This is a genomic window from Collinsella sp. CLA-ER-H4 (assembly GCF_040092395.1).
Lineage (GTDB): Bacteria > Actinomycetota > Coriobacteriia > Coriobacteriales > Coriobacteriaceae > Collinsella.
The window spans coordinates 77,129-100,637 of the sequence record NZ_JBBNLQ010000007.1 but is presented as its reverse complement, the minus strand read 5'-3'; the positions used below and the strand labels follow the sequence as shown (position 1 = coordinate 100,637).

15 protein-coding genes and 1 rRNA gene are annotated in these 23,509 nt (G+C 58.7%); 12 read left to right on the top strand and 4 right to left on the bottom strand.

What is annotated here, in order from left to right; genetic code table 11:
- Positions 1-167 precede the first annotated feature (167 nt).
- From rrf to uvrB, 4 genes are all read left to right on the top strand, one after another.
- A 5S ribosomal RNA gene (rrf, locus tag AAAX34_RS06410) occupies positions 168-283 on the top strand.
- A gap of 189 nt (positions 284-472) precedes the next feature.
- Positions 473-1,114 carry a dephospho-CoA kinase gene (coaE, locus tag AAAX34_RS06405; protein WP_349110479.1) on the top strand — a complete coding sequence of 214 codons (642 nt, stop codon included), beginning with the start codon at positions 473-475 and terminating at the stop codon, positions 1,112-1,114.
- The gene (locus tag AAAX34_RS06400; protein WP_349110478.1) at positions 1,107-1,688 is read left to right on the top strand and encodes a lytic transglycosylase domain-containing protein; all 582 of its coding nucleotides are present in this window, start codon (positions 1,107-1,109) and stop codon (positions 1,686-1,688) included. Before coaE ends, AAAX34_RS06400 begins: the two co-directional genes overlap by 8 nt.
- A gap of 51 nt (positions 1,689-1,739) precedes the next feature.
- On the top strand, positions 1,740-3,980 hold the full coding sequence (gene uvrB / locus AAAX34_RS06395; RefSeq protein WP_349110477.1) for an excinuclease ABC subunit UvrB: 2,241 nt from the start codon (positions 1,740-1,742) through the stop codon (positions 3,978-3,980).
- 65 nt (positions 3,981-4,045) lie between these two features.
- Here uvrB and AAAX34_RS06390 read toward each other — a convergent pair whose 3' ends face one another.
- From AAAX34_RS06390 to AAAX34_RS06375, 4 genes are all read right to left on the bottom strand, one after another.
- Entirely contained in the window at positions 4,046-5,686 is a 1,641-nt protein-coding gene (locus AAAX34_RS06390; RefSeq protein WP_349110475.1) for an FAD-dependent protein, read from the bottom strand.
- Positions 5,687-5,766: 80 nt separating this feature from the next.
- Positions 5,767-7,038 carry an NAD(P)/FAD-dependent oxidoreductase gene (locus tag AAAX34_RS06385; RefSeq protein WP_349110474.1) on the bottom strand — a complete coding sequence of 424 codons (1,272 nt, stop codon included), beginning with the start codon at positions 7,036-7,038 and terminating at the stop codon, positions 5,767-5,769.
- Complete coding sequence (locus tag AAAX34_RS06380; RefSeq protein WP_349110473.1) at positions 7,039-7,869, bottom strand: Mrp/NBP35 family ATP-binding protein; 831 nt, start codon at positions 7,867-7,869, stop codon at positions 7,039-7,041.
- A 145-nt stretch (positions 7,870-8,014) separates the two neighbouring features.
- Positions 8,015-10,168: an LTA synthase family protein gene (locus AAAX34_RS06375; RefSeq protein ID WP_349110471.1), complete on the bottom strand. Its 2,154-nt coding sequence runs from the start codon at positions 10,166-10,168 to the stop codon at positions 8,015-8,017.
- A 193-nt stretch (positions 10,169-10,361) separates the two neighbouring features.
- On the opposite strand from AAAX34_RS06375, the gene uvrA reads away from it, so the two are divergent.
- From uvrA to AAAX34_RS06335, 8 genes are all read left to right on the top strand, one after another.
- The gene (gene uvrA / locus AAAX34_RS06370; RefSeq protein ID WP_349110470.1) at positions 10,362-13,241 is read left to right on the top strand and encodes an excinuclease ABC subunit UvrA; all 2,880 of its coding nucleotides are present in this window, start codon (positions 10,362-10,364) and stop codon (positions 13,239-13,241) included.
- Between the two features lie 132 nt (positions 13,242-13,373).
- Positions 13,374-13,874 carry a Cys-tRNA(Pro) deacylase gene (gene ybaK / locus AAAX34_RS06365; protein ID WP_349110469.1) on the top strand — a complete coding sequence of 167 codons (501 nt, stop codon included), beginning with the start codon at positions 13,374-13,376 and terminating at the stop codon, positions 13,872-13,874.
- Between the two features lie 105 nt (positions 13,875-13,979).
- On the top strand, positions 13,980-15,560 hold the full coding sequence (murJ, locus tag AAAX34_RS06360; RefSeq protein ID WP_349110467.1) for a murein biosynthesis integral membrane protein MurJ: 1,581 nt from the start codon (positions 13,980-13,982) through the stop codon (positions 15,558-15,560).
- Positions 15,561-15,566: 6 nt separating this feature from the next.
- Entirely contained in the window at positions 15,567-17,507 is a 1,941-nt protein-coding gene (uvrC, locus tag AAAX34_RS06355) for an excinuclease ABC subunit UvrC (protein WP_349110466.1), read from the top strand.
- Between the two features lie 364 nt (positions 17,508-17,871).
- Complete coding sequence (locus AAAX34_RS06350) at positions 17,872-19,485, top strand: ABC transporter substrate-binding protein (protein ID WP_349110465.1); 1,614 nt, start codon at positions 17,872-17,874, stop codon at positions 19,483-19,485.
- A gap of 157 nt (positions 19,486-19,642) precedes the next feature.
- Complete coding sequence (locus AAAX34_RS06345) at positions 19,643-20,599, top strand: ABC transporter permease (protein ID WP_035138896.1); 957 nt, start codon at positions 19,643-19,645, stop codon at positions 20,597-20,599.
- 3 nt (positions 20,600-20,602) lie between these two features.
- Positions 20,603-22,618, top strand: a complete 2,016-nt coding sequence (locus AAAX34_RS06340) for a dipeptide/oligopeptide/nickel ABC transporter permease/ATP-binding protein (RefSeq protein ID WP_035138893.1) — start codon at positions 20,603-20,605, stop codon at positions 22,616-22,618.
- On the top strand, positions 22,619-23,446 hold the full coding sequence (locus AAAX34_RS06335; RefSeq protein WP_349110464.1) for an ATP-binding cassette domain-containing protein: 828 nt from the start codon (positions 22,619-22,621) through the stop codon (positions 23,444-23,446).
- Positions 23,447-23,509 lie beyond the last annotated feature (63 nt).

The following is a 23,509-nucleotide window of genomic DNA, read 5'->3' as shown; positions in this document are numbered from 1 at the left end:
AATCGCCCGAGCTCTTCCGGAACCGCACCTCGCGGCCCGCGGGACTGAGCGCTCATGCGCGGTCCGGGCACGAGGATGCCCCCGAGTCACCTCCCCTATGCGCCATGCGGCCCCCAGGGCACGTGAGTAGACACCGGATCACCGTGAACGGTGGGCGCCGCCCACCGGTCAGCGGCCAGAGCATGGGGGGCACGCCCGGTCCCGTTCCGAACCCGGAAGCTAAGCCCCATCGCGCCGAGAGTACTGCGGGGTCAGCCCGTGGGAGGCCAGGGCGCCGCTGACCGGTGGACGGCACCGAGCCGTCATCGAACTTGGAAGGGGGAGGCCTCGCGGCCTCCCCCTTTTTGCGTTGTATACACGTTGTACTTTGGGACCTAGCCCCCCCGTATGCGCTCTTACTGTTTGGCTGTATTTTGAGTCCTTCTAGTGTATTTGAGCGATAATTACTCGCATTGGCGTTAGGGAGGGCTTGATGTTTACCGTATTTGTCTTGGGCAATATCGCTTCGGGTAAGTCGACTGCCTGCCGCTATTTCGAATCTCGTGGCGCTATGCTTATCGATCTGGATGAGCTTGCAAAATCGCTGTATGTGCCGGGCTCTGATATCGTCAATGCTCTCGCGGATGAATTCGGTTGGGACATTTTGGATGAGGAAGGCGGCATTCGCCGCAGCATCCTCGCCTCTCGAGTTTTCGCTTCTCCTGATTCGGTCGCACGGCTCAATGGCATCGTGCATCCCGTTCTGATTGAACAGCTTTCGCTTAGGATTCTCGATCCGGTTTGTTGTACGGTTTCATCTCCCCGTTACCCCTTTGCGGTGGTTGAGGTTTCTGCTCCGACTGGTTTTGAGGATGCATTTGGCTTGGCTGATGAAATTCTGGTCATTAGCGCCCCTTTGTCAGTTCGTCGCGAGCGCGCTATTCAACGTGGCATGGAGCCATCTGATTTCGATGCCCGTTCTGCTTGCCAGCCCGATGAGTCTGCGCTGTGCAATCTCGCTACAACGGTGATTGATAATGCCGCAGGCGATAATTCGCTCTTTGAGCAGCTTGACTCATGGCTTGCATGCCACGGGTTTATAGATACTCCGGATAAGGAGGAGGCCGATGCCTAAGACACGTTTCATTATGTGGTATCGCGTGGCGCCACTTGCCGTTGTGTTCGTCTTCGGCCTTATTTCGCTCGTCTACTCGTGTGCTCCTGCCGCTTTCTTTAAACCGCTGTATCCGATTGACTACGAGGCGTATGTAAAGCAATCCAGTATTTCGCATAATCTGGATCCGTATCTGGTGTGCGCTGTCATTAAGTCGGAATCGAATTGGGATCCCGAGGCCGAGTTGAATCAGGGTGCTCAGGGATTGATGCAGCTGATGCCCGAGACTGCCCAGGATATGATCGCCAAGGGCCTTGTCGACGGAGGGGAGTATTCGGCCGACAATCTTAACGATCCGGCTACGAATATCGAGTTTGGCTGCGCATACCTCTCGTATCTTCTTGCCTATTTCAACGGGTCGACGGATAGTGCCATCGCCGCCTATAACGCCGGTATGGGCAATGTCGACGGATGGGCGCAGCAGAACACGTCACTCCATAATGCGATTACCTTCCCTGAAACTCAGGCTTATCTGATTCGCGTCAATAATGCCTGGGTTCGATATAAGACTCTCTATCCCGATCGGTTCGTATAGGACTAAGCCCACCGCCTGCGTATACTGCAGATGTATGAGTTAGGAGTATCCATGGCGGAATTTGAAGTAGAACGCGTTGGTGGTGAACTTAAGCGCTTTGGCGTTGAGGGCGCTGATGTGCCGTTTAAGGTCGTGTCTCCATACGAGCCCGCTGGTTCCCAGCCTAAGGCCATTGAGTCACTTGTGCGGGGCGTGAGGGACGGAGACCGCTATCAGGTTTTGCTGGGCGTGACTGGTTCGGGCAAGACCTTCACGATGGCAAAGACTATTGAGGCCCTGGGAAAGCCGACGCTGGTCATGGCCCCCAATAAAACGCTCGCTGCTCAGCTTGCGAGCGAGCTCAAAGAGTTCTTTCCCAACAACGCTGTGGTCTACTTCGTCTCGTACTACGACTACTATCAGCCCGAGGCGTATGTGCCGCAAAGCGATACATATATCGAGAAAGACTCCTCGATTAACGAAGAGGTCGAGATGCTGCGCCATCAGGCGACCGCGTCACTGCTCTCTCGACGCGATGTGATCGTTGTCGCATCGGTCTCGTGTATCTATGGCATTGGCTCTCCTGAGGACTATGCGGGTCTGGCTCCAAACGTCGACAAGAAGGTGCCGCTCGAGCGCGATGACTTTATCCATGCGCTTATCGACATTCAATATGATCGCAATGACTATGACCTGGCGCGTGGCACGTTCCGCGTGCGCGGCGATGTTGTCGACGTGTATCCGCCTTATGCCGAGCATCCGTTGCGGTTTGAGTTCTTTGGCGACGAGGTCGAGCTGATTGCCGAGATCGATGAGGTCACCGGTGAGATGCTCCGTGAGTACGAGGCCATTCCCGTATGGCCGGCATCGCACTACGTGACCGAGAAGCCGAAGGTCAAGGCGTCTCTGAAATCGATCAGCGAAGAGTGCGAGAAGCGCGTGGCGGAGCTCAAGGCGACCGACAAGTTGCTCGAGGCGCAGCGTCTACAGCAGCGTACCGATTATGATCTTGAGATGCTCGAGACGATGGGCTTTTGCAACGGCATCGAGAACTACTCGCGTCATCTGGACGGTCGCAAGCCGGGTGAGCCGCCGTTTACCCTAATCGATTACTTTCCCAAGGATATGCTCTGCATCATCGATGAGAGCCATGTGACGGTGCCGCAGATTCGCGGCATGCACGAAGGTGACCGCTCGCGCAAGGTGACGCTGGTGGAACATGGTTTTCGCCTGCCCTCGGCGCTCGATAACCGCCCGCTTCGTTTCGATGAGTTTGAAGCAAGGATACCCCAGTTTATCTATGTTTCGGCCACGCCGGGCGACTACGAGCTGCGGGTGAGCCAAAACGACGTGGAGCAGATTATTCGTCCGACCGGCCTTCTCGACCCCAAGATTGACGTGCGTCCAGTTCGCGGCCAGATTGACGATCTTGAGGACGAGATTCGCGAGCGCGTTGCCCGCAAGGAGCGCGTGCTGGTGACCACGTTGACCAAGCGCATGGCCGAGGACCTGACCGACCATCTACTTGATGCGGGCATTAAGGTCAATTACATGCACTCTGATACGGCGACAATGGACCGTGTCGAGATCCTGCGAACGCTGCGCGAGGGCAAGATCGATGTTCTCGTTGGCATCAACCTGCTTCGCGAGGGCTTGGATCTTCCCGAGGTCTCACTGGTGGCAATTCTCGATGCCGATAAGGAAGGCTTCTTGCGCAACCGTCGTTCGCTGATTCAGACGATTGGCCGTGCGGCCCGTAACGCCGATGGCGAAGTCATCATGTATGCAGACGTTGTGACCGATTCGATGAAAGAGGCCATCGAGGAGACACAGCGCCGTCGCGAGATTCAGATGGCATATAACGAAGAACATGGCATTGTGCCCAAGACAGTGCGCAAGGCCATCAACGACATCTCAAGTTTTATTGCCGAGGCCGAAAAAACTGTGGGCTCCAAGGGACGCTCGAAGGGCGACTCTCTTGGCCATGGCGCATTCTATACGCCCGATGAGTCGGGCGAGGGCGGTGTGCCGGAAACGGTGGCGCCCGAGCAGACACTTGCGGAGCAGTTGGAAGAACTGCCGCATGACGAGCTTGTGCGGATCGTCGAAACCATGGAAGAGGATATGCGTAACGCTTCCGCCGCTATGGACTTTGAGGAGGCGGCGCGCCTGCGCGATGCTGTCGTTCAGATTCGGGCGATGCTCGAGGGTGCGTCTGAGGACGAGACGATCGAGCGCTTACGCTCGCAGGCCCGCAAGGGTTCCACGTTCGCATCGGGCAGAAAACGCCAGGGTGCACGGTTTAAGAAATAGCGAACAGGCCCCGAGTTCCCTGTGGAGCTCGGGGCCTATGTCTTTTGCGCGCTGGAATTTGTGCGTTAGAGGTCTGCGATCAGGGCTTCAGCACAACGGATGCCGTCGGTGGCCGCGCTCATGATGCCGCCGGCATATCCAGCTCCCTCACCACAAGGGTAGAGGCCCGGGGTCGACACGGCATGGCACGTTCGGTCTCGGGTGACAGTGACCGGTGAGCTCGAACGAGTCTCCACGCCGGTAAGAACGGCATCGGGACGGTCGTAGCCTCGTAGCTTTTTTCCGAGTAGGGGAAGTCCCAGGCGGAGCGACTCGACGATATGCTGCGGTAGGGCTTCGTCAATTGCCGTCCAGGTCACACCGAGCGGATAGGTGGGCTTTACCTTTCCGGGCGCCTTGCTGGCGCGTCCTGCGAGGAAATCTCCGACGAGTTGTGCCGGTGCGTTCCAGTTGGAACCGCCCAGGCGATAAGCGGCCGCCTCGCAGGCACGCTGGAGCTCGATGCCGGCGAGCGGGTCATCGTTGGGAAGGTCCTCAGGCGTGACGTTAACGAGCAGGGCGGCATTTGCGTTGCGTCCGTCGCGGGCATTGAGACTGGCCCCGTTGACGCACAGATGGCACGGTTCTGAAGAGGCGGCAACAACCTGTCCGCCGGGGCACATGCAAAACGAGAACACGCTGCGGCCGTTGGGAAGATGGGCAACAAGTTTGTAGGGGGCCGCCCCGAGCGCTGGATGTCCCGCCGAGGCTCCATATTGGGCTCGGTCGATGTCGCGTTGCGGATGCTCGATGCGAACGCCCATGGCAAAGGTCTTTTGTGCGAGGGCCACGTTGTGGTCCTTAAGGAGCTCAAAAATATCGCGAGCAGAATGCCCGCAGGCGAGGATGAGGTGCTTTGTCTCGATCGGCTCGTAAGCGGCGTCTTGGGACGATTGGACATCAATACCGGTGATGGCGCCAGACGCGTCGATGCGAATGTCGACGAGCTTCGTTCGATAACGGACGACACCTCCGAGCTGCTCGATGCGCTGGGATATAGCGGTGACAACCTTGGGAAGGATGTCGGAGCCAATGTGCGGCTTGGCATCCCACAGAATATCGCGGGGCGCACCCGCCTCGACGAAGGTTTCGAGGATAAGGCGATGGGCGGGATTTTTTGTTCCCGTATTGAGCTTGCCGTCCGAGAAGGTCCCCGCGCCGCCCAGACCAAACTGAATATTGCTCTCGGGGTCGAGGATGCGCTCCTTTAGAAAGAGGTCGATCGCATGCGAGCGGCGAAATGCCGGGTCGCCGCGCTCGATAAGCAAGGGCTTAAGACCTGCTTCGGCGAGCGTGAGCGCAGCGAAAAGGCCGGCGCATCCGGCGCCGACAACGATAGGGTGTTCTTGAGGTGCGTCGGAGACGGGGGAGGGGAATGAAGGCTCATCGTCTTCTATCGCGCGTACGCGCGAGCGGTCACGCACGGCAACGCTGTCGACCGCTTCTCGCTCGAGGTGGGGACTAGTCAGCTCAACACGAAAGCTCAGGATAAAATGGACGTCTCGTTTTTTGCGAGCGTCGATTGACTTGCGGTGGAGTTCGATGGACTTGATCTCGGAGTCCTTGCAACGTAGGATGCGCTTGGCGACTCGCTTGCCAACAATGAGGCAGGCATTTTCATCGCCGGCTTCATCGAGCGACGCGTTGACTTGGGTGATTTCGATCATCGAGGTCTCCTTAGAGGCAAGAAAGAGGCCGTCCGGTATCCCAGACGGCCCGAATGCGTTTTTGATTATAGACTGCGCGGCTACAAGCTGCTTGCAGCGCGAATGCCCGAGAGCCAGGCCCACGCAAGGTTAAAGCCTCCGCAATCGGCGTCGATGTCGAGCGCTTCGCCGCAGACGTAAAGCGGGGCGTCGACAGCGCTGCGCGCGCGTAGACTGGGTGTTGAGATGCTCTCGACAGATACGCCACCACGCGTGACCTGCGCCGAGCGCTCCTCGGCTGTTCCCTCGACGAGCAACTTAAAGTGCTTGAGGATCGAGACCAGGTGGATGACATCGTTGGAGCCTGGATGGCACTGCTCGAACGCCGTGCAGACGACGCGGGAGAGTTGCGGGGCGAGCATGCCGTCGAGCCAACGGGGATCGCGGGGCGAAAAGCCGCCGAGCAGCTCAACGCGCCGGTTGAGCATATCGAGCAGCTCGTCTTTGGAGAGGTCGGGGAAAACGTCGAGCAGGATCGTATCGCCGCGCTGGATACGACGGGAGAGGTTGAAGACAGCGACGCCCGAGATGCCGAAGGTTCGAAACAGTACTTCACCGTCTTCGTGCCAGAGCTCACTATGGTTGCGGGTGAGCGTCAAGCGGGCGCGGACGCGCAGACCATCCAACGTCTTGAGTGCTGCCCGATCGCCAACGACCGTTGCCGATACGGGGCAGAGGATGGGGCGTAGCGAAGTGAGGGGGAGGCTAAACGTATCGGCGATACCGGTGGGGTTGCCGCCCGTGGCGATAATTACGGCATGCGCCTGCAGGGCCTCGTTCTTGCGAGGGACATCGGCGAGTGCCTTCCGAAGCGAGCGGAGCTCCGATTTTCGGTCGTCGTGCTTTTTTGCCTTGAGCGCCCGCGCTGGACGGTCTATTTGGAGTGCCCAGCCTTCGGAAACTTTGTGCGCCGAGGCAACGTTGGCTCCGCAGATTAAGGTGATACCTAGGCGGTCGCAAACGTTGAGAAGCGCGTCGCGCACCGATTCTGCGCGAAGGGAGCGCGGGTACAGCCGGCCTTCCTCGGAGGTTGTCATGATGCCCAGCGAGGAGAAGAAACCCATAAGCTCTTGTTCGGGCTGGGGGCCCATGACGGATTCGACGAATGCGGGGTGGTTATACCGCTGAGGATCAATCGATTCGTTGGAGAGGTTGCAGCGGCCGTTACCGGTCGCAAGGAGCTTAAGGCCACAGGCGACATCGCGCTCAACGATGCAGACGCTTTTGCCAGCGCGTGCGGCCGTAATGGCAGCGGCGAGGCCTGAAGCCCCGCCGCCGATTACCAGGACGTCATAGAAGGCGCTCGCGTTCACTTAGGCCTCGTCGGTCTCGTGCGGGGTAACGGCCTCGACGGCAGAGACTGCCTTGGGCAACATGCCATCGGGCAGCGCGGTCTCGACCTCGCCCTTATCGCAGGCCTCGGCGAGTGCCGGATTAATGGGAAGCTGGCCCAAGATGTCGAGGTTATAGCGATCTGCGACCTCGGGGAGCTTGCTCTTGCCAAAGACCTCAATCTTCTTGCCGCAGTCGGGGCACTCAATATAGCTCATGTTCTCGACAATGCCCAGAATGGGGACGTTCATCTTCTCGGCCATGTTGACCGCCTTGGCGACGATCATCGAGACCAGATCCTGCGGGCTCGTGACGATGACGATGCCGTCGACGGGCAACGACTGGAAGACGGTGAGCGCGACGTCGCCTGTTCCCGGAGGCATGTCGACCAGCAGGTAGTCGATGGGGCCCCACGAGGTCTCGCTCCAGAACTGCCTAATGGCGCCTGCGATGACCGGACCGCGCCAAAGGACAGGGTCGGTCTCGTTTTGGAGCAGCAGGTTGGAGCTCATGACCTTGACGCCGTGCTCGGAGATTTCGGGCAGCATAAGGTTGCCAAGGGCATGGACGTGGCGTCCGCTCATACCGAACATCTTGGGGATGGAGGGACCGGTGATGTCGGCATCGAGGACGCCGACCTTGTGGCCGTGACGGGCAAGCTCGGTGGCGATGGCACCGGTGACAAACGACTTGCCGACACCGCCCTTGCCGGAAAGCACGGCGATGACGCGTTTGACCTCGGACAGCGTGTTCTCCTCAAATTGCGACGGCGACGTTTGTCCGCCGGCGGCCTGTGCGTGCTCGCAACCCATGTATGACTCCTTTGTATATGTTGGGGCCGGGGCCCCGTGATGTGACACGAGCGTCATTGTACCCTCGTTTGCGAGCGGGAGTCATTTGCGATGCATTTGGGCCGAGCGTGCTTGCAATACGATGGGTCCAAGCGAATGGCCGGGCTTACTGAACTTTGCTGGCAAACTCGAGGTATTGCATGCGCTGCAGCTTGTCGATCGTCGAGGCGTATGGGCTGTCTTCAGATTCCAAGTCGTAGCGCAGCCCGTCGGCACCAAGGTAGCCGGCGACATTGATGGTGGGCACATCTGACCTTGTTGCAAGCAGGGCCTTTTGATAGTCGGTGAGCGGGGCGCCGATCTTATTAAGGGTAATGGCTGCAATCTCGTTTGCCCCGACGGTGTCGTAGACGTTGAGCTCGGTATTGCCGGCGATTTCATAGTTAGCCCAGACGAAATAGGTTGACTGATAGACACGGAAAGCGTGGCTTGCCGTATCTTCCTGAGGGTACAGCTCGTCGTTGAGAGTCGTTGCGGCGCTCGGCTGATGGTCGCCAAAAAAGACAAGAACAACCGGTCTGCCGATATTGCGGAGCTCGTTGATAAAGTACTCGAGGTCCCGGTCGGATGCGTTGATGCAGGTGAGATAGGTGTTGAGCGCGCTATTGGCGCCCTCGCTGGCTCCCTCGACCCAATAGTTTGTCAGCTCTTCGGCGGGAACGGTGCCATAGTCGTAGCCGCCGTGATTTTGCATCGTGACGTCAAAGATGAACTGCGGCGCTTCGTCGGTTCTAAGCAGGTCGAGTATCTTGTCGTAGGTGGCGTAGTCGCATACGCCGGCATGGTAACAGGGCGCACCTTCGAAATCGCCGATTGAAAGAAAGTCTCCAAAGCCCAGCTGCTGATAGATCTTATCTCGATGGTAGTTGACGGGGTTTTGCGGGTGCATAGCGGTAGCGGTATACCCAAGCTCTTTAAGGTCCTTTGCCAGGCTGTTGACGCCATTCATCTGATACAGCTGATAGGGGATCTTGCCTAATCCGACAAAGGCCGTTGTCGCTCCGGTCAAAAATTCGAATTCGGAGTTTGCCGTTCCGCCACCGGTGACCGAAGCGAGCATGGTGCCGCGAACAAGTGTGTCGGGAAGCGAGTTGTAGAATGCGGGGCCGGTGTACCCGGCCGCCTGGAGCTGCTCAAAGCACGAAAGGTCGCTAAAACTCTCGTTCATGACGGCAACAATCGTCGGCTTGATTTCATTGAACTGGGCAACGGCAGCCGCGCGCTGCTCGCTCGAGCCATACGTGCTGTCGTAGGCGGCGGCGAGCTCCTGCTCGATGCTCTGCGCCTCATCGGGCGTATAGCCTTCGGGCTTCTCAATGGGCAACTCGTTGACCATTTCGGTGAACGAAGTGATAAAACCCTGAGACGTATATGTGGTGATGGGCTGCCAACGGTCAAATCCAAAATCCAGCGCCTGCTCCAAGTCGATGCTGGAAAAGCCTGAGAGCCCCACAACGGTCACTAGCAGAAAAGCGCAGAGGTTAGCGGCGATTGCGGGGAAGACATGGGTGGGCGTACGGAGCTTTCGCGGTCGGATAAGCGAAAGAAGCCCCAGGGAAATCTCCAGCAGGGCGAGAGAGGTTACGATTCCGGCGGTAAAGGTAAACTCGTATCCCTCGCTCACTTCCATTGCGGTGCCAAGGGCCAAGATATCGCTTGGCAGGATGGCTTCGCCTTTAAACGTTATGACGAAGTGCTCGGCAATGCCAAGGATGCAACAGGCGACGGGCACGAGGGCCATGACGCCTCCATGACGCTGTCCCAGCAAATAAAGGGAGAGCAGAACCGTCGCGAGCAGCCCGACGGAAAACCCGAATGAGTTGGCGGGAATGCGATAGAACGTTTCGTTACAGGCAATTTCGAGCGAAACGAACGAGAGCGCTGAAACAGCGGCGATGACAAGGATGTCACGGCAAATACAGGCAACCGTTCCCGTCGCAAGATCGGTTTGGTCGATAAGTCCCGAAACCAAGGGCTCGACAAGAAGTATGACGGCGGTAGCACCGAGCGCCGAATAAGAAAGGACCCATAGGGAATTGTCCTCATTTACGAGCAATTGATTCGTAATCCATGCAGCTACCATGCCGAGCGGGATGAGGAGCGTCGCGCACCAAAAGACGCGGGCAATGGGCGGCTTTTCATTGTGTTTGATTGAAAAATACACGCGCACGACGACGGTGGCCACGATAAGGACGGCGATGAATATGGGCAGATTAGCCATGTCGCTCGAAGTGATTTCAAGGGGGATATCTTCGGTCATGGACGTTCCTCTGTTACAGCAAATTAAGTTCAGTAGTAGATTACTGTAACCTTTCCACGGCATTTCGAGAAACAAAGCACCCGATACGCAAAGCTAAAGGTCTGCGAATCTTGTATTACGAACATCTGTGCGCGTCGAGTGCGCTAAACTCATCGACAGTATGATTCGATGCAATAGGAGGCAAGGAGCTTCCATGTCTGATTCTTCTATCGTTATTCGCGGCGCTCGTGAGCACAACCTCCGTGATATCGATGTTTCCATTCCGCGTGACCAACTCGTGGTCATTACCGGTCTTTCTGGCTCGGGCAAGAGTTCGCTGGCATTTGACACTATCTATGCCGAGGGCCAGCGTCGATACGTCGAGAGCCTTTCGAGCTATGCGCGCCAGTTCTTGGGCCAGATGGACAAACCCGACTTGGATTCAATCGACGGCCTTTCGCCGGCGGTGTCGATCGACCAAAAGACGACGTCTAAAAACCCTCGCTCGACGGTTGGCACCGTAACCGAGATTTATGACTATCTGCGCCTGCTGTTCGCCCGTGTGGGCACCCCGCACTGTCCCGAATGCGGCCGCGTCATTGAGCGTCAGACGACCGACCAGGTTGCCGACAAGGTCTTGGCGGCGGGGGAGGGCCGCCGCGCGTTTGTGCTGGCACCGGTGGTGCGCGGGCGAAAAGGCGAGTACACCAAACTGTTTGAGGACCTTCGCGCCGAGGGCTTTAGCCGCGTGCGTGTCGACGGTGAAGTGCGCTCGCTCGACGATCCGATCGATCTGGACAAGAAGTTCAAGCACGATATCGAGGTCGTAGTCGATCGCATCGTGATCCGTGAGAACTCTCTGGGCCGTATCGCCGAGTCTGTTGAGCAGGCGACCGCGCTGGCTCACGGCAATGTAAACGTGTACATGCTGCCCGATCGCGATGCTCCCGAGGGGACCGAGGGCGAGCTACTGGAGTATTCGTTGGCTCTGGCATGCCCGGAGCACGGGCACTCCATCGACGACCTACAACCCCGCGACTTTTCGTTCAACGCTCCCTATGGCGTATGTCCTGAGTGCGACGGCCTGGGCTTTAAGAAAACCGTTGATGCCGAGGCGCTGATCGAGGACCCCTCGAAGTCCATTGCCGACGGAGTCTTTGGTAGCCTGTTTGGCAATTCGAACTACTATCCGCAGATTTTTGCTGCGGTCTGCAAACACTTTAAGGTGAGCGCCGATACGCCGTGGGGGGACTTGCCCCCTCGCGTGCGTCGTGCGTTTTTGGATGGCATGGGCGACACGAAGATTTCGGTCGACTATCAAAAGCTCGATGGGCGTCGCAGCCAGTGGGATACCAAGTTTTCGGGCGTTCGCAACATCCTGTACGAACGCTATACCGAGACGACGAACGAGAACACCAAGGCGCGCCTGGAGAAGTACATTCGCGAGGAGCCGTGCTCGAGCTGTCACGGTGCTCGCCTGCGTCCCGAGATGCTTGCCGTCACCGTGGGCGGCAAGTCCATTTACGAGGTTTGTTGCCTGTCGTGCCGTGAATCGCTCGAGTTTTTTGAGGGCCTGGAACTCACCGAGCGCCAACAGTTTATCGGCGGCCGTATCGTCAAGGAAATCCTGGAGCGCTTGCGTTTTCTGGTCGATGTTGGACTCGACTATCTGACGCTCGATCGTGCCTCGGCGACGCTTTCCGGTGGCGAGGCGCAGCGTATTCGACTGGCAACGCAGATCGGCGCGGGTCTCATGGGCGTGCTCTATATTCTGGACGAGCCCTCGATCGGTCTTCATCAGCGTGACAACGAGCGCCTGATTAAGACGCTCGAGCGCCTGCGCGATATCGGCAATACCGTTATCGTTGTCGAACACGACGAGGATACAATCCGTGCCGCCGACTACGTGATCGACATGGGGCCCGGCGCCGGTGTCAACGGCGGGCACGTAGTCGCGGCGGGAACGCCTGCTGATATCATGGCGTGTCCTGAGTCGATGACGGGCGCTTACCTGACCGGCAAACGAATGATTCGGGTGCCTGATGAACGGCGCAAGCCCGGTCGCGGCTGCCTTAAAATTACGGGCGCTCGAGCCAACAACCTCAAAAACGTTACTGCCAAGATCGAGTTTGGTACGCTTACGGTTGTTACCGGCGTGTCGGGATCGGGCAAGAGCTCCCTGGTTACCGACACCATTGCGCCTGCCCTTACGAATGCTATTCACCGTTCGACGCGCCCTGTGGGTCCGTATAAGAAAATCGAGGGCATCGAGTGTATCGATAAGGTTATCGATATCGACCAGTCGCCGATTGGCCGCACGCCGCGTTCCAACCCTGCTACCTATATCGGCCTGTGGGATGATCTTCGCGCGCTGTTTGCGAGTACGCCGGAGTCGAAGGCGCGCGGCTACTCGCCGGGTCGTTTCTCCTTTAATGTGAGTGGCGGGCGCTGTGAGGCGTGCAAGGGCGACGGGCAGATCAAGATCGAGATGCACTTCCTTCCCGATATCTACGTTCCCTGCGAAGTTTGCGGCGGTAAACGCTACAACCGCGAGACACTCGAGGTCACCTACCGTGGCAAGACCATCTCGGACGTGCTCGACATGAGCGTCACCGAGGCGCTGGCCTTCTTTGGGAATATCCCGCAGATTAAGCGCAAGCTCCAGACGCTGTACGATGTAGGCTTGGGCTACGTGAGCCTGGGCCAGCCCGCCACGACGCTTTCGGGCGGCGAGGCGCAGCGTGTGAAACTCGCCAAGGAGCTTCATCGACGCCAGACGGGCAAGACGTTCTATATTTTGGACGAGCCGACGACCGGCCTTCATTTTGAGGACGTCCGCCAGCTGCTCGATGTGCTGCAGCGCTTGGTCGATGCGGGCAACACGGTGCTGGTGATTGAGCACAACCTTGATGTCATCAAGGTTGCCGATCGTCTGATCGATATGGGTCCCGAGGGCGGTAACGGCGGCGGAACCGTTGTGGTTTCGGGCACACCGGAGCAGGTTGCGGACTGTCCGCAGAGTTATACGGGCAAGTTTTTGGCGCCGTTGCTCAGGCGTGACCGGGAGCGTCAGGCTCAACTTGATGCTCAATAAATAGGCGATTCAGTTTATGGGCGCCATCGACTCCTTGTGATTCGATGGCGCTTGCTGTGCCGAAGTGACGTATGCAGCCGAATTGGACATATACTTAATCTTTACGTCCGAATGCGAGGGAAAGGATATGTCATGGCAAAGGCTGTAAAGACGCCAAAAACCAATGCGATGCGCGAGCTGGAAAGCGCCGGCATTTCCTATGTTCTACATACGTACGAAGACGATGGTGATGGGTCGGTGGGCCTGGGGGTCGCGATTTCGGAGCAGCTTGGCGAGGAGCCCGGTCAAGGATTTAAGACTTTGGTCTGCGTGACACCGTCCAACGACTATGTCGTGTGCTGCATCCCTGTTGCCGACGAGCTCGATCTAAAGTCCGCCGCGCGTGCCGCGGGGGAGAAGTCCTTGGCCATGATGCATGTGAAGGATTTGCTTGCGGCGACTGGCTACGTTCGCGGCGGCTGCAGCCCGGTCGGTATGAAAAAACGCTACCGGACGCTCATTGATGAGACGTGTGTCCTTTGGGATACCATTTTTATTTCGGGAGGCAAGCGTGGTTATCAGCTCGAGCTTGCACCCGATGATTTAATTGCATTTTGCGGGGCGACGGTTGCCGCGATTACGAGAGAGGACTGAGCGATGCCGCAGGAAGAATTGAAGCGCGGAGCTCATTTTGCAAAAGATTCTGCGCCTCAGACGCCCTCATCCGAAGCTTCTTCGTCGCGAGATGACACTGACGACATGGGCTCGTCGGACTACTCCACGGTTGGTCGTTCCGCCGGGCTTATGACCATCCTGACCATCGTGTCTCGCGTTACCGGTTTTATCCGAACGTGGGCAATGGCGGCCGCTATTGGCATGTCGCTACTCTCGTCCTCCTATCAGGTCGCCAACAACCTGCCCAATATGCTCTACGAACTCGTGATGGGCGGCATGCTCGTGACGGCGTTTTTGCCCGTGTACATGGGCGTGAGGCGTGAGCAGGGTCGCGAGGCCTCGAACGAGTACGTGGGCAACCTGCTCGGCATTCTGCTTTTAGTGCTGGGTGGCATTTCGTTGCTGGGGACCGTGTTCGCCCCGGGCTTTATCTGGACGCAATCGTTCCTTTCGGGTGACGGCGGCAGCATGGATACCGCTGCGTTCATGTTCCGTTTCTTTGCCATCCAGATTCTGTTTTATGGTTTGGGCTCGGTGTTCTCGGGCGTTCTCAACGCACACCGCGACTACTTCTGGTCGACGTTTGCCCCGGTCCTCAACAATGTGATCGTCATTGCGAGCTTTATGGGTTTTGCGCCCGTGTCCGCACAGTTTGGCGAACGTGCCGGCATCATCTTGATTGCGGCCGGTACGACCCTCGGTGTCTTTGTTCAGATGGCATGTCAGATTCCCGCGCTTGGCAAGCACGGCGTGCATCCCCATATCCATATCGACTTTAAGGACCCCGCACTGCGCCAGACGATTGCGCTCGGTATCCCGACGCTGCTCGCCACGGTGTGCATGTTTGTCTCGACTTCTATCACCAACGCTGCCGCGCTGGTGGTCCAGCCCGAGACTGGCCCTTCCGTCATCGCCTATGCGCGCCTGTGGTACACGCTGCCCTACGCGCTGATTGCCGCCTCGCTTTCGACGGCGCTCTATACCGAGCTCTCTCACGACGCACAGGAGAAGGATTACGACAGCGTTCGCACGGGCATTTCGCGTGGCGTCGCCCAGATGCTGTTCTTCCTGATTCCGTTCGCGCTGTACCTGATTGTCTTCGCACGTCCGCTCAACATGATCTACTGTGCTGGCAAGTTCGATGAATCCGGCGTGACGCTGGTGTCCGAGTACCTTGTCTACCTGGCGCTCTCGCTGCCGCTCTACGGCGTGGTCGTGTTGATGCAGAAGAGCTTCTCTGCCTTGCTCGACATGAAGCCCTATAGTCGCTATTGCCTGTATTCCGCCATCGGCCAGGCCGGCTCGGTTCTGCTGTTTGGCGTTGTGCTGGGCTTCGGTATGCCGGCAATCGCGCTTTCGTATGTCGTCGACTACGTGATCTTGGTCGGCTGTTCGCTGTGGTGGCTGCGTCGTCGCCTGCGTGGCCTTCAGGTCAAATCTATCCTACATGGCGGTTTCTTTGGCCTTTTGCTCGGTGGCCTAGGTGCTGCCGCAGGCGCCGGCGTCATGTGGGCGCTTGAACACTTTGTCGGGGCACTTGGCGGCTCGATTCTGATTACTCTTGGCTACGTTTGCGTTGCGGGTGTCGTCTCGCTTGCTGTTACCTTTGTCCTTGCCGTCGTCCTTAAGATGCCCGAGGTCTCGGCGCTGCTTCGTCGCAAGTAGGTGCGCGTGGCCGGTCACGACAACATTCCAACGCTTGCCGAGCAGGTTTCGCGCGTTCCCACACAGCCCGGATGCTACCTTTGGAAGGATGCCAAGGGCGATGTCATCTACGTGGGCAAGGCGAAAAACCTGCGCGCCCGCATGCGTCAATACGTGACACTGCAGGATGAGCGTCAAAAGATCCCGCTGATGATGCAGCTGGTGGCGAGCTTTGACTACATCGTTGTCGAAACCGAGCATGAGGCGCTTGTACTCGAGCGCAACCTGATCGGCCAGTACCATCCGTACTTTAACGTCGACCTCAAGGATGACAAGAGCTACCCCTTTATCGCCATTACAAAGGGCGACCTGTATCCCGCTATCAAATACACGCGTGAGCGTCATAAGCCGGGAACGCGCTATTTTGGACCCTATACCGATAGCCGTGCGGCACGTGAGACGATAGATACGCTGCGCAAGGTTATCCCCATCTGCTCTGCATCCTGTGCGGAGTGGCGTCGTTGTCGCCGTATCATCGAGTCCCACAAGGGCGAGGAAGACATCGTCAATATGATTTGCGCACAAAACGGGCGTCCCTGCTTCGACTACCATGTCGGGCGCGGGCCGGGTGCGTGTGTCGGCGCGATTTCCCCGGCAGACTATGCCAAGAACGTCAAGCGTGTCGAGCGCTTTTTGTCGGGCCATCGCAAGGATGTCGTCGACGAGCTGACTTCCGAGATGGCGGATGCCGCCGAGGCACTCGACTTTGAGCGCGCGGCACGCGTCAAACGTCGTTTGGAGGTCATCAGGGGTCTGGACGATCGTCAGCAAGTCGTTTTTCCCTCCAGTGTCGATATCGATGTCATCGGGTTCTATCGCGAGGAGACCATCTCCGCCGCTTGCGTCTTCGTCGTTCGCGAGGGCCGAACAGTTCGCACCTGCGAGTTCATTCTCGACAAGGGTCTTGATGTTGACGAGGAAGAGCTCCAGTCGGGCTTTCTTAAGCGCTATTACGACGAGACGGCTGATATTCCAGCTGAGATAAACCTCTCTGTCGAGCTTGAGGATGCGGAGGCACTGGGGGAGTGGCTTGCAGGCAAGCGTGAGCGTTCCTGCCATCTCCATAGGCCGCAGCGTGGCGAAAAGCACCGTTTGCTCGATATGGCATCCAAAAATGCGCGCCATGCCCTCATGCGCTACATGATGCGAACGGGGTACGCTGACGACCGCACCAATCAAGCGCTCCTGGAGCTCGAAAGCGCGCTGGCGCTGCCGGCGCCGCCGATGCGTATCGAGTGCTTCGATATTTCGACGCTGCACGGAACCTTTACCGTCGCCTCGATGGTGGTGTTTACCAACGGGCGCGCCGACAAGAGCCAGTACCGTCGTTTTAAAATTCAGGCCGAATTGGACGAGGCAAACGACTTCGTGTCGATGTCCGAGGTTTTGGGGCGACGCTATGCTCCCGAGCGCATGGCCGACGAGCGCTTTGGCTCGCGCCCCGATTTGCTCGTTGTCGATGGCGGCAAGCCGCAATTGACCGCTGCGATCAAGCAACTTGAGGCTCTTGGGCTCGATATACCAGTTTGTGGCTTGGCAAAGGCCGATGAGGAAGTTTTCGTGCCTTGGGACGAGACTCCCGTCGTGCTGCCGACCGGGTCCGCGTCGCTCTATCTAATTAAACAGGTGCGCGATGAATCGCACCGTTTTGCCATCACGTTCCATCGCGAATTGCGCGATAAAGCCATGACGGTTTCGGTACTCGATGACGTTCCAGGCGTGGGACCCACCAGAAAACGTGCCCTTATGCGCCATTTTGGCTCGATGAAGCGTTTGCGCGCGGCGAGCGAGCAAGAGATCGCGGAAGTTCGCGGCATACCTGCCGATGTTGCCAAGGCGGTCCACGAGGCGCTCGTTGCATGGAATGCCGAGCGCGCCCAGACATCGGCCAACCGCTCCGAAAACTAAATGCGCTTCTAAACAACTGATATACATGATTGCGCGATTTTCAACCATTTATTTCGCCATGATTGCCTGCTGGTTTCGGGTTTTATTAACGCTAAAACGTTTGACTAACCCAAGCGAAAACCCTGCTATCCTGCGGGTTGACGAAGACTGATATCTCACCTCGCCGATACATACTGTCTGGCGAATCGTTTGTCAACGAATTCGGTGAACGGTAGTAAATACCGTTCAAGCGTATGTATGTATCGGTCGCCGAGCGTGGCACCTCAGTTGGGTTCGTCGGTAGGTAAGGTATATATCGTCCGCAAGTTGCGCGGGGGCAAGTCTAGGTGCTCCCGAGTAAGATTCTCTATTGATAGGAGAAGACATGGCCATCATCAACAAGGGTATGTCCAGGCGTTCGTTCCTCGGCCTCACCGGCAGCGTCGCTGCTGTCGCAGGGCTTGGTCTCACCGGCTGCGGTGGCAGCTCTAGCGACGAGGGTTCCGCTTCCGGTTCCACCGATTCCGCCAACCGTGGCGGCGGCGTGATCACCGCTGGTTCCGCTTACGCTCCGTCCAGTTTCGATCCCGCCAGCACCGGCTCCGCTGTGGGCCTGGGTGCTAACTGGCACGTCGTCGAGGGCCTCTACGGCATCGATTACCACGACTACAGCACCTTCAACGAGCTCGCCACCGACGATCCCAAGTCTGTGGACGACACCACTTTCGAGGTCACCATCCGCAAGGGCGCCAAGTTCTCCGATGGCACCGAGGTCACCGCTGACGATGTCGTTGCCTCCTACACCGCTTGCGCCGCTTCCGCTACCTACGCTCCGTTCTTCCAGCCCTTCGAGTCCCTCGAGGCCAAGGACGCCAGCACCGTGACGGTCAAGACCAAGGTCCCCAACTTCTCCCTGCTCAAGGATCGTCTGGCCATCGTCCGCGTTACCCCGGCCACCCAGACCGAGGAGGATCGCGCCAAGCAGCCGATCGGCTCCGGCCCCTGGATGTACGACTCTATCTCCGATACCGAGATCACCCTGGTTCCCAACCCCGAGTACAACGGTGAGTATGCTGCCGAGGATAAGAAGATCCAGTACAGCATCCTGACCGACCCCACCGCTCGCGTTACCGCTCAGCAGGAGGGCTCCACGCTCGTTATGGAGCTCGTTACCGCTGACGCCGTCGACCAGCTCGAGAGCGCCGGCTGCAAGATCGATAACGTTCAGGGTTTCGGCACCCGCTTCATCATGTTCAACGTCGCCAAGGAGCCTTGGAACAACGTCAAGGTCCGTCAGGCTGTCATGTATGCGCTCGACACCGAGAAGATGGTCAGCAACACCTTCGCCGGCCTTGCCACCGCTGCCAGCTGCTACCTGCCCAAGAGCTTCACCAACTATCATGAGGCTTCCACGGTGTACAAGACCGACGCCAAGAAGGCTAAGAAGCTCATCGAGGAGTCTGGCATCACCCCGGGTGCCATCACCCTGCGCACCACCGACAACGAGCAGATTAAGGGCATGGCCGCCCAGGTCAAGAACGACCTCGACGCTCTCGGCTTCGATGTGACCATCCAGACCGATACCTCGCCGGCCACCTACGCTGCCATCGACGGCGGCGAGGCCTACGATATCCTCCTTGCCCCTGGCGATCCTTCCTGCTTCGGCGCCGACCCCGACCTGCTGCTCAACTGGTGGTACGGCGACAATGTCTGGATGCAGACCCGTTGCCCGTGGAAGGAGTCCGCTGAGTGGCAGAAGCTCCACGGTCTTATGGACGAGGCTCTTGCCGCCGAGGGCGACGAGCAGCAGAAGAAGTGGAACGAGTGCTTCGACATCATTGCCGACAACGCCGTTCTGTACCCCGTTGTCCACGTCAAGACCGTCTCCGCTTCTTGGGACGATCCGTCCACTGCGCCCAACGGCGAGGCCCTCGATGGCTTCAAGGGCATCGGCACGACGAGCATGTCCTTCAGGGGCGTTGCGACCGTCAAGGCGTAAGACTCGCTTGAGTCTGTATGCAGGATGTCGGTCGTTGTGACCGTATCCTCATAGTTGAAACAAAGACCCGGGCGGCAACGATGTCGCTCGGGTCTTGTAATGAGTATCCGTACTCATATACCAGTTGGTCCTACCGACAAAAGAAAGGGGAGAGAACGTGAACAACTTGCTACGTTTGATTGGAAGGCGTCTTGTGGCGCTGCCGATCATGGCATTGGGCGTCACCGTCCTGGTGTTCTTCCTTATGTCGTTCTCCAAGACCGACCCCGCCTACACGGCGTTGGGTGACGGTGCCTCGCCCGAGGCGGTTGCCGAGTACCATGAGAAGTATGGTCTGGACGACCCCTGGCCCGTGCGCTACGTGCGCTATATGGGCGATTTGATCCATGGCGACATGGGCACCTATGGTGCTGCTCGCAACTCCGTTGCCAAGCGCATCTCCACGGCCCTGCCCGTCACGATGCAGCTGACCTTCATCGGTCTTGCCATCGGTGCGGTCGTTTCGTTTTTGCTCGGCGTCATCGCGGCACTGTATCGCGACAAATGGCCGGACCAAGTGATCCGCGTCTTTTCCATCGCCGGCTTGGCAACCCCGTCGTTCTGGCTTGCCGTTCTGTTGATCCTGCTGTTCTCTTCCTACCTTAAGGTGCTCCCGGCATCGGGTGCTCTGCCTCACTTCACCACGAATCCGGTTGGCTATCTGGGACGTATGATCATGCCCGCTATCGCCTTGGCATTTCCGCTGACGGGCCAGATGACTCGTATCGTGCGTACCGCCATGGTCGAGGAGCTCGACAAGGACTATGTCCGTATGGCTCGTGGCGCCGGCGTTCCCGAGAAGGTCGTCGTCGGCATCAACGTTCTTCGCAATGCGCTGATCACCCCGGTCACCACCCTCGGTCTTAAGATCGGTTACCTCATGGGCGGCGCCGTCGTCATCGAGGTTATCTTCAACCTCCCCGGCATGGGCACCGCGATTCTGCAGGGCGTTCAGGGCAACGAGGCGAACCTGGTTCAGGGCGTCGTCATCGTCGTTGCTCTCGCCTTCATCATCATCAACATCGTGGTTGACATGCTCTACCTGCTCATCAACCCGCGCATCAGGACGGTGTAGATTATGGTAAAGATTCGAGAGAAGCAAACCGAGCAGCTCGAGAAGGCTGCCTCCAAGGGGCTCAAGCTCGGTGGCTGGAAGAAGATGACGCTATCTTCTAAGATTGCCGCCGTCGTGCTGGTGCTGGTCGCCCTGACTGCGATCCTGGCGCCCCTTCTTGCCCCCTATAGCCCGGTCGAGATTTTTACGGCTCGCCAGGCTCCCGGCAACGGATTTATCTTCGGTACCGACGATAAGGGTCGCGACATTCTGTCGCGTATGCTCTACGGTGGTCGTTACTCGCTGATCATCGGCTTTGGTGCCACCGCCATGGCTCTGGTCTGCGGCTCGGTCGTGGGCGCCCTTGCAGCGGTTTCGCGCAAGGCCGTCTCCGAGACGATCATGCGTATCTTGGACATCATCATGTCCATCCCGGGCATCGCCCTCGCGGCCGTCTTCGTCTCCATCCTGGGCAACTCCGTGCCGTCGATCATCTTCGCCATCGGCTTTATGTACACTCCGCAGATTGCCCGTATCGTGCGCGCCAACATCGTGTCCGAGTACGGCGAGGACTATGTTCGCGCGGTCATCGTTTCCGGTGCCAAGGCTCCGTGGATTTTGATCAAGCATGTTCTGCGTAACTGCATCGCCCCGATCATGGTCTTCACCGTTACCCTGGTCGCCGACGCCATCATCTTCGAGGCCTCGCTGACCTTCATCGGCGCTGGTATCCAGGAGCCCACTGCTACCTGGGGCAACATCCTCGCCGACGCCCGCGGCGGCGTGCTCGCTGGCCGTTGGTGGCAGGCGCTGTTCCCGGGCCTGGCCATCATGATCACCTGCCTGGCGCTCAACATCCTCTCCGAGGGCATTACCGACGCTATGGCCGCTGCCCCCTCCGCCGCCCTGGATCCGACCGATTCCTCCAAGCGTCGCGAGGCCGACCTGCTGGTCTCCGACCCCGTTCGCGCCTACAAGGAGCAGGCCCAGTCCCTCTCCGCTCGCCTTGGCGCCCTGCGCGATGTCGAGCTCAAGCGTGACGATCGCCACGTGCCCGACGAGTCCGTTGAGCCGATTCTCTCGGTCCGTGACTTCTGCATCCAGTTTGAGCATCACGGTGATATCAACGTCGTCGACCATGTCAACTTTGACGTTCGTCCTGGTCAGACCATGGGCCTGGTGGGCGAGTCCGGTTGCGGTAAGTCCATCACCACGCTGGCCATCATGGGCCTGACCGACGATGACGAGCATCTTTCCGGCGAGGTTCTCTGGGAGGGTCGCGACCTGCTCAAGATGAGCAAGAAGGAGTGGTTCGGCCTGCGCGGTACCGATATCGCTATGGTCTATCAGGACGCCCTGTCCTCGCTTAATCCCTCCATGCTCATCTCTGCCCAGATGAAGCAGCTCACCAAGCGCGGCGGAACCCGCAGCGCCGAGGAGCTCCTGGAGCTCGTCGGCCTCGATCCCAAGCGCACGCTCGAGAGCTATCCGCACGAGCTTTCCGGCGGCCAGCGTCAGCGTGTCCTGATCGCTATGGCCCTTACCCGCGATCCCAAGCTGGTCATCTGCGACGAGCCCACGACCGCTCTGGACGTTACCGTCCAGAAGCAGGTCATCAAGCTGCTCAACGATCTTCAGGCCAAGCTCGGCTTTGCCATGATCTTCGTTTCGCATGACCTGGCTCTGGTCGCCGAGGTTGCCCATAACATCACGGTTATGTACGCTGGCCAGGTTATCGAGCAGGCGCCCACCAAGGAGCTGCTCACTAACCCGATCCACGAGTACACCCGCGGTCTTCTGGGTTCCGTTCTGTCCATCGAGAGCGGTTCGGGCCGCCTGCACCAGGTGCCCGGTGCCGTTCCGAGCCCGCGCGATTTCCCCAAGGGCGATCGCTTCGCGCCCCGCTCGAGCCACCCGCGTATTGGCCTGGACACCCGTCCGGTCTTCAAGCGCGTGCCCGGCACCGAGCACTTCTATTCCGAGCTCCCCGACGAGGTGCTCAAGGCAAATGGTTTGACCCCTCACGCGGAGGTGATGTAGATGAGCGAGACCGCAGTAAACGGCGTCGAGCCGATCATCTTCCTTGATGACGTCCACGTCACCTTTAGGACCCGTACCGGCTCGATTCTGCACCCCAACCTGGTTCACGCCGTCCAGGGTGTAACGATTAAGCTCATGCCCGGTCAGACGATCGGCATCGTCGGCGAGTCCGGTTGCGGTAAGTCCACCACCGCCAACGTCATGTGCGGCCTGCAGGCCCCCACGAGCGGCAAGGTCTACTTTAAGGGCAAGGACGTTACCAAACGTACCGCCGAGGACCGTCGCCACATGGGTCGCGTCATCTCGGTCGTGTTCCAGAACCCGGCCACGGCGCTCAATCCCCGCATGGTCGTTCGCGAGCAGCTGCTCGACCCCATGCGCGTCCACAGCCTGGGTACCGAGGCCGAGCAGGAGAAGCGCGTCAAGGAGCTCCTGGAGCTCACCGGTCTGCCCAGCTCCGCCGCCGAGGTTCTTCCCGGTCAGCTTTCGGGCGGCCAGCGTCAGCGCGTCGCAATTGCCCGTGCCCTGTCGCTGAACCCCGATGCCATCATCGCCGACGAGCCCACCTCGGCTCTGGACGTTTCGGTCCGCGCACAGATTCTGAACCTGTTGACCGACCTTAAGAAGGAGCTCGGCCTGGCCATGGTGTTCATCAGCCATGACATCCAGACGGTCCGCTATATCTCTGACGACATCATCGTTATGAATGGCGGCAGGATCGTCGAGCAGGGCGAGGCCAAGCAGGTCTTCCAGCACCCCCAGGACCCCTACACCAAGATGCTGCTCGGCGCTGCGCCGTCGCTGCTGCATCCCAAGCTCGGCGAGTAGCCTCGCTTTCCCTCCCGTGCGCCCGGTTCTCTTGCCGGGCGCACCTCCGTTGCGATTTCGAAA